This is a genomic window from Paenarthrobacter sp. TAF1, from assembly GCF_052113825.1.
In the GTDB taxonomy this organism is placed as follows: domain Bacteria; phylum Actinomycetota; class Actinomycetes; order Actinomycetales; family Micrococcaceae; genus Arthrobacter; species Arthrobacter nicotinovorans.
This window is the reverse complement of record NZ_JBFRDO010000005.1, coordinates 153,299-165,473: the sequence shown is the minus strand read 5'-3', so window position 1 is coordinate 165,473 and position 12,175 is coordinate 153,299. Positions and strand designations below refer to the sequence as shown.

General features: G+C 64.8%; 8 protein-coding genes. 2 read left to right on the top strand and 6 right to left on the bottom strand.

The features are described 5' to 3' along the window. Nucleotides 1-8: 8 nt before the first annotated feature. On the bottom strand, nucleotides 9-2,621 hold the full coding sequence (gene nirB / locus AB4Y81_RS08950; protein ID WP_434328226.1) for a nitrite reductase large subunit NirB: 2,613 nt from the start codon (nucleotides 2,619-2,621) through the stop codon (nucleotides 9-11). A 281-nt stretch (nucleotides 2,622-2,902) separates the two neighbouring features. Here nirB and nirD point away from each other — a divergent pair, with 281 nt between their 5' ends. Then, nucleotides 2,903-3,283, top strand: a complete 381-nt coding sequence (gene nirD, locus AB4Y81_RS08945) for a nitrite reductase small subunit NirD (RefSeq protein ID WP_018777379.1) — start codon at nucleotides 2,903-2,905, stop codon at nucleotides 3,281-3,283. Between the two features lie 4 nt (nucleotides 3,284-3,287). Here the strand turns inward: nirD and AB4Y81_RS08940 are convergent, their stop codons facing one another. From AB4Y81_RS08940 to AB4Y81_RS08925, 4 genes are all read right to left on the bottom strand, one after another. After that, nucleotides 3,288-5,033, bottom strand: a complete 1,746-nt coding sequence (locus AB4Y81_RS08940; RefSeq protein ID WP_275778698.1) for a phospho-sugar mutase — start codon at nucleotides 5,031-5,033, stop codon at nucleotides 3,288-3,290. Nucleotides 5,034-5,134: 101 nt separating this feature from the next. Then, entirely contained in the window at nucleotides 5,135-6,757 is a 1,623-nt protein-coding gene (locus AB4Y81_RS08935; RefSeq protein WP_275778700.1) for a glycoside hydrolase family 32 protein, read from the bottom strand. A 93-nt stretch (nucleotides 6,758-6,850) separates the two neighbouring features. Further along, the gene (locus tag AB4Y81_RS08930) at nucleotides 6,851-8,452 is read right to left on the bottom strand and encodes a glycoside hydrolase family 68 protein (protein WP_441995697.1); all 1,602 of its coding nucleotides are present in this window, start codon (nucleotides 8,450-8,452) and stop codon (nucleotides 6,851-6,853) included. 467 nt (nucleotides 8,453-8,919) lie between these two features. Continuing rightward, nucleotides 8,920-9,720 carry a purine-nucleoside phosphorylase gene (locus AB4Y81_RS08925; RefSeq protein ID WP_018777383.1) on the bottom strand — a complete coding sequence of 267 codons (801 nt, stop codon included), beginning with the start codon at nucleotides 9,718-9,720 and terminating at the stop codon, nucleotides 8,920-8,922. A 116-nt stretch (nucleotides 9,721-9,836) separates the two neighbouring features. Here AB4Y81_RS08925 and AB4Y81_RS08920 point away from each other — a divergent pair, with 116 nt between their 5' ends. Continuing rightward, entirely contained in the window at nucleotides 9,837-11,246 is a 1,410-nt protein-coding gene (locus tag AB4Y81_RS08920) for an NAD(P)H-quinone dehydrogenase (protein WP_026267116.1), read from the top strand. A gap of 94 nt (nucleotides 11,247-11,340) precedes the next feature. Here the strand turns inward: AB4Y81_RS08920 and AB4Y81_RS08915 are convergent, their stop codons facing one another. Further along, the gene (locus AB4Y81_RS08915) at nucleotides 11,341-12,090 is read right to left on the bottom strand and encodes an MBL fold metallo-hydrolase (RefSeq protein ID WP_275778703.1); all 750 of its coding nucleotides are present in this window, start codon (nucleotides 12,088-12,090) and stop codon (nucleotides 11,341-11,343) included. Nucleotides 12,091-12,175 lie beyond the last annotated feature (85 nt).

Genomic DNA, 12,175 nt, shown 5'->3' with positions numbered 1-12,175 from the left:
ACCCCTTGTTATTCGCTGCGGACCGGGATGGTGGAGGCGATGAGCACGCCGCCCTTTTCTTCGTTCGTGGCAGGGCGGATCTGGCCGCGCTCCGGAACGAAGGAGATGGACTCGTCCTTTTGGTTGGGGGCGTTGACGAAGGAACGGAAACGGCGGAGGCGCTCGGGATCCTTCAACGTCTCGGCCCACTCGTCCTCGTAGGTGTCGATGTGCTTGGCCATGGCGGCCTCGAGCTCAGCGGCAATGCCCAGGGAGTCGTGGACCACCACGTCCTCGACGTGCTTGATGTCGCCGTCGAGTTCTTCCTGCCAGCGGGCAGTGCGCTGCAGGCGGTCGGCGGTCCGGATGTAGTACATCAGGTAACGGTCGATGTACTTCAGCAGCGTTTCGTCGTCCAGGTCCTTGGCAAGCAGTTTGGCGTGCGCCGGAGTGGCACCGCCGTTGCCGCCAACGTAAAGGTTCCAGCCGTCCGCGGTGGCGATCACGCCGACGTCCTTGCCCCGGGCTTCGGCGCACTCGCGGGCGCAACCGGAAACACCCATCTTGAGCTTGTGCGGGCTGCGCAGGCCCCGGTAGCGCAGTTCCAGTGCGATGGCCATGGCCACGGAATCCTGGACGCCGAAGCGGCACCACGTGGATCCAACACAGGACTTCACCGTGCGCAGGCTCTTGCCGTAAGCCTGGCCGGACTCGAAGCCGGCGTCCACCAGTTCCTTCCAGATATCCGGCAGTTGCTCAAGGCGGGCACCGAACATATCGATGCGCTGGCCGCCGGTGATCTTGGTGTACAGGTTGTACTTCTCAGCCACCGCTGCGATGACACCTAGCCCCTTGGGCGTAATCTCGCCGCCGGCGATGCGGGGAACCACGGAGTAGGTGCCGTCCTTCTGCATGTTCGCAAGGGCGCGGTCGTTGGTGTCCTGCAGGGAACCACGCCCGGCGTCCAGGACATAGGCGGAGTGCTGGCTGGCCAGGATGGAAGCGATGGTCGGCTTGCAGATGTCGCAACCGGCGCCGGTGCCGTACTTGGCCATGATGTCTTCGAAGGACGTGAGCTCCAGGACACGGATGGCATCGAAGAGTTCCTGACGGGAAAGGCTGATGTGCTCGCAGAGGGCCTTGGAGACCTCGATGCCGGACTTGGTGAGTTCGCCTTCCAGGAGCTTCTTCAGCATCGGAACGCAGGAACCGCACTGGGTGCCGGCACGGGTGCAGCCCTTGAGTTCGCTGAGTTCCTGCACCGGGGCGTTGCCTTCACAGGAGCCGCAGCCGTTGATGGTGTCACGGATGGTTCCGGCGGCCACGTTGTTGCACGAGCACAGGATCGCGTCATCGGGAAGTTCAGTCTCCGGAGCCTCGCCACCACCGGCGGCGCTCAGGTAGGCACCCGGTTCGGCGGACAGCTCGCGGCCCAGGAGCGGGCGAAGGCTCATGTAGGGCGAAGCGTCGCCCACGAAGATGCCGCCCAGGAGGGTCTTTGCGTCGTCGGTAGTAACGATCTTCTGGTAAACGCCGCGAGCGGGGTCGGCGTAGACGATTTCAAGTGCGTGTTCGGTCCTGGCGAAGGCATCGCCGAAGCTGGCAACGTCCACACCGGACAACTTCAGCTTGGTGGCAGTGTCAAAACCGGGGAATGTCGCCTCACCGCCGTGCAGCCGGTCCGCCACGATCTCGGCCATGGTGTTGGCGGGAGCCACGAGGCCCAGGCACATGCCCTCGAAGTTGGCCACTTCGCCGATGGCCCAGATGCCCTCCACTTCGGTGGCGCAGAAATCGTTGATGACCACGCCGCCGCGCTGGCCCAGGCTGAAGAGCTGCTCTTCGCCTTCGGCTGCGCGGAACAGTTCGTCGCGGGGCCTGACACCGATGGCCACAATCACGAGGTCGGCGTCGATGGTGCGTCCGTCAGCCATCAGGACTCCGGTGACCTGGCCGTCGTCGTCCGTTTTCACTTCGGAGGGGAAGACACCGCCGTGCACTTCGAACCCCTTGGCCGCGATCAAGCGGCCCAAAGCCTGGCCGGCGCCTTCGTCCAATTGGGTGTTCATCAGCCACGGCGAGCCGTTGATGACCACAGGCGTCGCCCCGAGTTGCTCCGTGCCGGCAGCCGATTCGAGTCCCAGGAGGCCGCCGCCGATGGTGACCGCGTTGACCTTCCGGCCGAGTTTCGCGGTCAATTCCTCGATGGCCTTGTTGATGGACCAAACGTCCTCGAGCGTGCGGTAAACGTGGGTGTGCTCGGACCCGGGAATGGGGAGCCGGGCGGCATCGGAACCCGTAGCGACCACCAAATGGTCATATCCGTAAACGTTGCCCGCCGCGGTCACCACGTTCCGGGCAACGGGATCAATCCTGACCGCGCGCTCGCCGGTCTTCAATTCCACCGCCTGGTGCTCCCACATGGAGGCCTCGCCCAAGGTGAGGTCGACGTCGGTTTCGGTGAGGGCCTTGCTCAATGCAACGCGGTCGTAGGGGAGGTGTGCCTCCTCGGTCAGTACCGTGAGCTGCCAGCCTTCAAGACCGCGATTGACCATGGCGTCGGTGAAACGGTGGGCAGCAGGTCCGCCGCCGATAACGACGACGCGGCGTGGAGTCACTGTGCTTGAAGTGTGTCCGGTCACTGGTGGGCCTTTCGCAGATGTTGCAGACGGATCTCCGCAACTTGTGATCCCAGCCTAGGGACGGGCAGTTTCGCTTCAGTTTCCCTTTTGTTTCGTGGTCTTAACTTCTGCATCACGAACGCGTTTCAGCTCGTGTGAGGTGTCTTTTACCCGCCGGACACAAACGAGCACCCCGGCTGAAACACCCCGGTCCTAGCGTGGAGGAGTGGCCGCAAGCGTGGCCCGGTCCGGGGAGTGATGACCGAATATGCCAGCACCCGGACACAGTGAGAGGGGCTGAAATGACCGTAATTCTGGACCGTGCCGAGACTCTTGACAGTGCCGGGGGCCCGGCCGCAGCCGCCACCTGGCACCGTGTGTGCCCGCTGGACGAACTTGAGCCCGCCTGGGGAGAAGCAGCACTGATCGAAGGCCGGCAGGTTGCGCTGTTCCGCACCGGGCCTTCGGAAGTCTTCGCCGTAGCCCAGCAGGACCCGGCGACACTCGCCAACGTCATGGCGCGCGGCATCATCGGGTCCCGCGGAAGCCGGCCCACCATCGCCTCGCCGCTTCACAAAGAGGTTTACGACCTTGAAACGGGTGAGTGCTTCACCAATCCCGAGCTCCGCCTTGACGCCTTCGCTACACGCTTGGTGGACGGCTTCGTTGAGGTCGGGCTCTAGGAAGTTACTGTCCCAGTGCTTCGCGGACATCCCTGAGGACATCGTCCAGGGAGGTCCGCGCGGCTTGGCGTGCTTCCGCGAGTTCCGCCGCGGATTCCACGGGGCGGATCACTTCGAGGTAGCACTTGAGCTTCGGTTCGGTGCCGCTGGGCCGGATGATGACACGGCTCTGGTCGCGAGTGATGTACAGCAGCCCATCCGTCGGAGGAAGGTTGTCGCTGCCTTCGGCCAGGTCAACGGAAACCTCCACCGTGGACCCTCCGAACGCTTCCGGCGGGTTAACCCGGAGCCGGTTCATCATGGCGTCGAGAAGACCCAGGTCAGCAACCCGGATGCTCAATTGATCGCTCGCGTGAAGGCCGTGCACGAGGTACAGGTCGTCCAGGGTGTCGAAGATCGTCCTGCCTTCAGCTTTGGCGGCTGCCGCCAGCTCGGCGATCAGCACAGCGGCTGAAATACCGTCCTTGTCCCTGACCAGCTCCGGTGCCACACAGTAGCCCAGGGCTTCCTCGTAACCGTAGGTGAGGCCCGGCACGCGGGAAATCCACTTGAAACCCGTGAGTGTTTCTTCGTGGGCGTAGCCCGCGGCGGCCGCAATCCGCGAGAGCAGCCGTGAAGAAACGATCGAGTTGGCGAATACGCCGGCATGCGGCTCGTCGGGTGCGGCAGCGGCCAAACGCGCCACAATGTGCGCTCCCAGGAGGGCTCCGACTTCATCGCCACGCAGCATGCGCCAGGCATTGGTCGTGGGGTCCAAGGCAGCGACGGCGGCGCGGTCGGCGTCGGGATCATTGGCCAGCACGATGTCCGCGCCGGCAGCAGCCGCCGCAGCGAGTGCCAAGTCCAACGCCCCGGGTTCTTCCGGGTTCGGAAAAGCGACGGTGGGGAAGTCGGGGTCCGGTTCGGCCTGCTCGGCCACCAGGGTGACGTCGCTGAACCCTGCCCCATTCAGGACGGAGACGGCCGTCCCGCCGCCCACCCCGTGCATCGGAGTCAGGACAATCTTCAGCTCCCGCGCCGGGAAGTGTTCACGGTCGACCAGCCCGGCCATTGCGGATTCGTAGTCCGAGGCGATGGACGTCGGCAGTACTGACCAGCCGGAATCGGCCAACTCGATGGACTCCAAGGCACCGACGGCCTCGATCTTCGCCGCGATTTTGGCGTCGTACGGTGCGACGATCTGGGCACCCCGGCCGCTCTCGGACACCGCATGGCGGCCCAAGTAGACCTTGTAGCCGTTGTCCTGCGGCGGGTTGTGGCTGGCAGTGACCATCACGCCGCCGTCGCAGTCGAGCTTCCTGACCGCGTAGGCGAGCAACGGCGTTGGAAGCGCGGCCGGCATGAGGAACGTTTCGATGCCCGCGGCTGTGAATATGGCGGCCGTTTCTTCCGCGAAGATGTCCGAGTTGTGGCGGGCGTCGAAACCGACGACGGCGCGTGGCCGGGTTCCCGGGGCCGCCGCGGCGACGGTTTCGGTGAGGAAGGCCGCCAGGCCCGCTGCTGCCCGGCGGACGACCACGCGGTTCATGCGGTTCGGACCTGGACCGAGGGCTGCGCGGAGGCCTGCCGTGCCGAACTGGAGGGTGCCGTTGAAGCTGTCGCCCAGCTCCTGGGCAGCTCCCGCATCGCCCGCGCCGGCGAGGTCGGCGAGCTCCAGGAGCGCCGCCGTCGTCGTCGGGTCCGGGTCTTGGGAAGCCCAGTGGCGGGCGTCGGTGATCAGCTGTTCAAATGCGGCATCGCTGGATGTCATAGGGTCAAAACTATCCTCATTGCGCACAGCAAGGGCAACGCGGGGTCGGGTATGGCCCATAAACAGGGTCGTAATGGGCCATATCCGACCCCGCGTTGCCTTTAGAGGGGACGGGATTGCACCGAGATGGTGGATTCGCCGTCCACGCTGAACACTGATGATCCCGTAGCGTCCCAATCCGGGAAGAACGTGTCCGATATGACGGCCACGCCATCCTGGGCGAAGACTTCCACGGACGAGGCATCGAGGAGGATGGTGAGCCGGACTTTCCCGTCGCTCCCGGCAGAAGGAAGCGGGACTTGGTGGTACGGGCTGAATTTCTCGGAGAAGTTGGTGGTTCCCGCCTGCGAACGGTCGACCTTCAGGGTCCGGGTTTCCTTGGTGTAGGAGACGCGCAAGCCGGAGGTGCCGTCGGAGGATTGGCGCAGGGTGACCCCGGCCTCCTTGGACGATCCAAGGTCCAGCTCCAGTTCGATCAGCTGGCTGCGTCCCGTGAAGTCCGCTCCCAGGTCCTGGACTGAGGAGCCGATGGTGAGGTTTTTCCTTCTGACCTCACCGCTGCGGCGTTCCAGGGCCTCCCGGGCTGCGGTGGCGATGGCCGAGCGCAGCTCGTAACGGTGCCCGCCCCGGACCAGGGTCAGCTCCCTGGGAATCGCCATGGAACCCCGCCAGGGTGTCGTGGGAACGTGCTGGGCGTAGTCCCAGTTGCCCATCCAGCCCAGCAGCACGGGCTTTTCCCCTGGCGCGCCGGTAATGGAGTTCGCCGCGTAGTAGTCCGCGCCGTGGTCGAGCCATTGTGAGTCGCTGAGGGGTGCGTCCGGGGCTGCCGCGTTCTCTGCCGTGAAGTGCGTGCCGTCGAATTCGCCCACGAAGTACTGCATGCCCGAACCTCCAGCGATGCCGCCGGGGTTGATGCTCAGCAGCATGACCCACTTCTTGGCGGTTGAGCCTTCCACGTTCATCCTGACAAGCTCGGGCACTTCCCAGAGTCCTCCTTGCGCACCCGCGCCGGAGAAATCGCTGAGGTAGTCCCAGTGGAGCAGGTCGGTGGACTTGAAGAGCTTGACCACCTGGGCGTCTGCCACCACCGTGGTCATCACCCAGTACTGGCCCGGCTCGTACCAGAAGACCTTGGGGTCCCGGAAGTTGTTGTTGGTAGGCGTGAGGTTGAGGACTGGATTGCCCTGGTATTTCTGCCATTTGGTGCCGCCGTCAAGGCTGTAGGCGACGGACTGGGCCTGGGCGCCTTGGGGGAGCGCGCCGTTCTTGCCGTAAGCGCTGGTGTAAAGGGCAACCATGGGCGGGTTTTCCGCCGAACCGAGGCCCGAGGCGTTCTTGGTGTCCATCACCATGCAGCCGGAGAAGATCTCTTCCTCGCCGCTCGCCTCCATGGCCAGAGGCTGCTGCTCCCAGTGCACCAGGTCGGTGCTGGTGGAGTGGCCCCAGGACATGTTGCCCCACGAGTTCGCACGCGGGTTGTACTGGTAGAACGCGTGGTAGGTGCCGTCGTGGTAGACCAGTCCGTTGGGGTCGTTGAGCCAGTTCTTTTCGGCTGTCAGGTGCGCCACGGGACGCCACGGGTCTGAAGGCGTAGGCGTCCGGCCCGCCGGGGTGGGGGACGGCGTCGGGCCGGCTGTGCAGGAGGCAGCAGCGAAAGAGACCACGACGGCGGCACTTGCGGCCAGCATCCGGCGGCGGGACAGGAGGGGGTTGGGGTAAGTCATGGGGAGAAATCCTGAAGGGTTGGGGGTGGCAGGGGTGCCGGCTCTTCTGGAACCGGCACCCCTGCCGTGGCCTGACGGCCGGGGTGTGCCGGCCTACTTGTAGAGGCCTTCACCGCCAACGCGGACGTTGGTGGGCAGGTAGCCGAACGGACCGAGGCCGTTCTGGCCGAAGCTGCGGTCAACCTGGGTCACGCCGCCCTTGAAGTTCATCTTCACGGTGGGTGACAGGGAGCCGCCGCGGACGCCGTCGACGTTGTCGATGAACGACTGGACGAGGCCGCCGGGCTGCACGTAGTGCGAGTAGGCCTGGAACTGCCGCCCGTTCTGGCGGGGGTCGGGACCCTCCGGTGCGTTGGCCGGCATGTTCAGGTCCGTGGGCGAGCCCAGGGCCAGCCCGCTGTTGTTCACCGGCTGGTAGTCGGAGCGGACGCCGTCGCCTACGAAGCCGTAGACGCCGTCGGGGCCACGCATGCCGTCGGCATAGGTGAACTGGTGGCTGATGGTGAACAGGTAGTACTTGTTCTTGCCGTTCTCGTTCTGGATGAAGATCTGCGGACGCTCAGTCTGGTCGTTGACGCAGTTCGCTGACAGGATCGGGGGAAGGAAGGTCCACTTTGTGARGTCCTTGTTGTCCGCTACTGCCAGGCCCACGTTGGCGGTCTGGTACCAGGCGCCGGTGGTGCTGTTGACCTGGTCGACGGTCTCGGCGTGGGGATCGCCGGGCCGGTAGCCCAGGTCTTCCTGCTTGCACTTGTAGGAGCCGCGGGTGCCGCCGGTGTTGCCTTCGAACACCATGTAGGTTTTGCCCGGGTGCGCAGGGTCGCTGAAGGTGTACGGATCACGGAACGCGAAGCCCGGGTTCTGGGCCTTGTTCTGGTAGAGCTTTCCGTCCGGTTCCAGCAGCTTGGTGTGCTGGAAGCCGTCGAAGGTCACGCCGTTCTTGGTGGCGTGGATGTTGCCCAGGGCTTTGGCGATCGCAGCGTCGGGAGCGATCCCGCCACCGCCTGCGTTCCGTTCGGCGACGTCGTAGAACGTGGTGGCCGTGTAGAACACATTGATCTTGTTGCCCTGCATAAGGCGGGTGGAACCGGACCATTCGGTGTTGCCGATGGAGGTGTTGTCCAGGAACAGGTGTCCGCCGTAGTTCCACTTGTCCTTGGCGGGATCGGCGTTGGTCTTCCGGAAGAAGTAGCCGATCCGGGCGTTCCAGTGGCGTTGGTCGAAGCCGTAGCCGGCGTGCCGGTCGGCAACCAGGGCGAAGATGACATCCCAGCCCTTGTAGCTGATCTGGTTGGCGTTCTCGTCAGTCAATGACCAGGTGTCCCAAACCCAGACGTCGTCGTTCATGGCGGGGAAGTCCTTGGGGATTTCCGGCATGGTGACGTTGGGGCTCATGGAGTTCTGGCCGGGTGTCACATTGGTGTTGCTCTGGGCCATGATCTGTTTGGCGTCGGCGCGCGTCCATTTGGACGTGAAGTCCGCGGCCGGGTCATAGGCCTGCTGGGTGTGCTGGCTCGGCAGCGGGAAGCCGGGCGTGGGCGCCGGCATGGTGCTCGACGGCGGATCGGCCGGCAGGTTTGCCTGTGCCGCCGGCGTGACCAGCAGGATGCTGCCCGCCACGCTGGCTGCTGCTGCGACGGCTACTGCCCGTCGCAGACGGCGCCGCGGCCGTTGAGGGGTTGAGTGCGTGTTCATGCTTGCTCTTCTCGCGGAGTGTTGGACTTCGTGGAGTGGGGCGCATGCCCTGTTCCCCGGTTGGGGATCTCTACTCCGGCGTCCCTCGATCCGCTGGTGGCGTCTTCGAGGGACGCCATCGTTTCGAGGTGGCGGTGAGCCCGTCAGGGCGCTCGCCGCACATGGCTCCGGCACGTCGACTTACCGGAGCACACTCCACGCTAGACACGTGTTAGGCCGCAAATCAAAGGGTGTTTCGTGGGTCGTCCGGGCTACCCGCCGGTAGATGCGCAAGCGCTTACATTGCCAACGGGCGCGCGTGCCACAGGCCAGCGTCAGGAATCAAATGTTGCGCAATAAATCTTATTTAATCTGGGAATTTACTGTGCGTTTACTTTCGGCCGTGCCTGTTAGCGTGCACACTCCATTGACGGTTAAACAACAATGCGCGGGCACCCAGGCGGTGGCCGCGCATTGTTGCTGGTGGATCAGAGCTTGGCGATGATTTCCGCCAGGAGCTTGGAGATACGCTTTCCGGCCGCCTGTCCCGCTTCCAGTACCTCGGCGTGGCTGAGGGGAACCGGGCTGATGCCTGCAGCGAGGTTGGTAACCAAGGAGATACCGAAGACTTCCATGCCCGCGTGCCGGCCGGCAATTGCCTCCAGCGCGGTGGACATTCCTACCAGGTCCGCTCCGATCCGCTTGGCGTACTGCACCTCGGCGGGTGTCTCGTAGTGCGGACCGGTGAACTGCGCGTACACGCCCTCCTGCAGGGAGGAATCAACCTCACGGGCCAGCGTACGGATGCGCGAGGAGTAGAGGTCCGTGAGGTCCACGAACGTGGCGCCCTCCAGCGGCGATGTTGCTGTGAGGTTGATGTGGTCGCTGATGAGTACCGGAGTGCCCGGGGTCCAATCCTCGTTGAGTCCGCCGCAGCCGTTGGTCAGTACCAGCGTCTTGCATCCGGCGGCTGCCGCAGTGCGTACGCCGTGCACGACAGAGCGGACGCCGCGGCCTTCGTAGTAGTGCGTCCTGGCGCCAAGGACCAAGGCTCGCTTGCCCTCCTTGGTGAGGACGGAGCGGATGGTGCCGACGTGCCCCACCACGGCTGGTTTGTGGAAGCCCGGGACCTCCGAGGCGTTCAGTGTGGCCGTCGTTTCGCCGATCAGATCGGCGGCTTCGGCCCAGCCGGATCCGAGCACCAGCGCTACGTCGTGGGACTCGACGCCGGTCTCCGCGGCTATGAAGTCTGCGGCGGCCTGTGCGGCTTCGAAAGGGTCTGTGTTCATCAGCTCAGTGTTACTCACTGGTACAAGCTACCTTGCCGCCAGCTGAATCAGGTAGGGGCGGAGGTGAGGGTGGGCTGACTGGCAGCCACGGAGGCAATGAGCGAGAATTGAGGATTGTGACCACCCAAGTTGACTTCAGTGCCCCCCGTATCGCGATCCTGGGAGGTGGTCCCGGCGGATACGAAGCTGCCATGGTAGCCGCCTCGCTCGGCGCCCACGTCACCATCATTGAGCGTGCCGGCCTCGGCGGATCCGCCGTGCTGACCGACGTCGTGCCTTCCAAGACCCTGATCGCCACCGCCGACCTCATGACCCGCGTGGGTGAGGCGGACGAGCTTGGAGTCAAGTTCGACGGCGACGGCACGGCCTCCAAGCCCCGCGCCGACCTCAAGCACATCAACGACCGCGTCCTGAACCTCGCCCACGGCCAGTCCAACGACATCCGCGCCGGCCTCGAGCGCCTGGGCGTGGAAATCGTCATTGGCTCCGGCCGGCTGCTGGACAACAACACCATTGAGGTCCTGACCCTCGAAGGAACCCGGACCATCGACGCCGACGCCATCCTCCTGGCCGTCGGCGCCCACCCGCGCGAACTTCCCACTGCAAAGCCCGACGGCGAGCGCATCCTCAACTGGGCCCAGATCTACAACCTGGACGAACTGCCCGAGGAACTGATCGTGGTGGGTTCGGGTGTGACCGGCGCCGAATTCGCCTCCGCCTACAACGGCCTGGGCTCCAAGGTCACCCTCATCTCCAGCCGCGACCAGGTCCTCCCCGGCGAGGACACCGACGCCGCCAAACTGCTGGAAGGCGTCTTCGAGCGCCGCGGCGTGCGCGTTTTGTCCAAGTCGCGGGCCAACGCGGTAGAGCGGACGGACGACGGCGTGAAGGTCACCTTGGGTGACGGTTCCGTCGTCACGGGCTCACACTGCCTGGTATGTGTCGGATCCATCCCGAACACGGCCGGCGTCGGACTCGAGGAAGCCGGCGTGACGCTGACCGAATCCGGGCACATCAAGGTTGACGGCGTTTCCCGCACCACGGCCCCCAACATCTACGCTGCCGGCGACTGCACGGGTGTTTTCGCGTTGGCTTCCGTTGCTGCCATGCAGGGCCGCATCGCGATTGCACACTTCATGGGCGACGGCGTGAAGCCGCTCAAGCTCAACCAGGTGGCGTCCAACATCTTCACGTCCCCGGAGATCGCCTCCGTGGGCGTTTCGGAGGCCGACCTCGCATCCGGTAAGTACCAGGGCGATGTCGTGATGCTGTCCCTGCTCAGCAACGCCCGTGCCAAGATGCGCAACACCAAGGACGGCTTCGTCAAGATCATCGCCCGCAAGGGATCCGGCACCGTCATTGGTGGCGTGGTGGTGGGGCCGAACGCTTCGGAACTGATCTTCCCGATCTCCGTGGCCGTGACCCAGAAACTGCATGTTGACGACGTCGCGAGCGCTTTCACCGTGTACCCGTCGCTGACAGGATCCATCTCGGAAGCTGCACGCCGCCTTCACGTGCACATGTAGTTCCAGCGCAGACGCCCGTTTCGGGGCTTCGCTGCGGGCCATGCCGTACGCGCGGCATGATCCGCAGCGAGCCATCGAAACGGGTTTTGCGTTCCTAGGAGTGCAGTTGGTTCACCGCTTCGGCCACGGGCAGGTGCAGCGCGGGTCCGTGCCCCGGGAGGATCACGCGTGCTTGGACTTCCTCCAGCCGGCGGGTTGCTTCGAGGGCGGCCGCAGGATCGTGGTGGAACATCCTGTGCAGCATCTGCGGGCCTTGCCTGCTGCTGATCGGATGCCCGCTGACAAATGTGTCTCCTACGGCAATCGCTCCCGCATCCGGCAGCAGGATCGCTACGTTGCCCGGAGTGTGGCCCGGCACTGCAATCGGCGTGGGTTTGCCCGGAAGACCGGCGAGCCTGTCCTGGGTCCAGGCTTCTGCATGCGTGGCCGGCTCTGCCTGCAGGGCCTTTGCCTTGATGACGTGGAGCATCCAGCGGAACACCTTCGGACGCCACACCCGGGCCAGGACCTGGCCCAGGGTGACCTGGTGCTTCTCCTTGCCTTGGACGTGGGCAAGTTCTTCGGGGGAGCACAGGATGGCTGTGCCGAAAGTCCTTGAGAAGTAGGCGGCCGATCCCGTGTGGTCCACGTGTCCATGGGTGATGAGCATGGCTTTGGCATCGGCAGGGTCCAGGCCGAGTTCGCGGACAGACTGCAGCACCAGGTCGCGGTCGGCGGGGTAGCCGCCGTCGATCAGGATGAAGCCGGAGTCGCCCGTTGGGGCCGGTGCACTACGGACGATGAGCCAGTTGGATGCGGGTCCTTCGACGAAGTGGACGCCGGGCGCGGGTTCGGAGATGTTCACTCCGGAAGTTTAGACCGTCTGTTTCGATGCCTCGCTGCTCACGATGCCGAAGGCGCGGCACTGTGAGCAGCGCGGCCCCGAAATG

Excerpts from the sequence above, each read along its gene's own strand:
- AB4Y81_RS08940 (WP_275778698.1), bottom strand. The coding sequence starts at position 5,033 with ATGACATCCAGCGATGCCGCATTTGAACAGCTGATCACCGACGCCCGC.
- AB4Y81_RS08935 (WP_275778700.1), bottom strand. The coding sequence starts at position 6,757 with ATGACTTACCCCAACCCCCTCCTGTCCCGCCGCCGGATGCTGGCCGCA.
- nirD (WP_018777379.1), top strand. The coding sequence starts at position 2,903 with ATGACCGTAATTCTGGACCGTGCCGAGACTCTTGACAGTGCCGGGGGC.
- AB4Y81_RS08925 (WP_018777383.1), bottom strand. The coding sequence starts at position 9,720 with ATGAACACAGACCCTTTCGAAGCCGCACAGGCCGCCGCAGACTTCATA.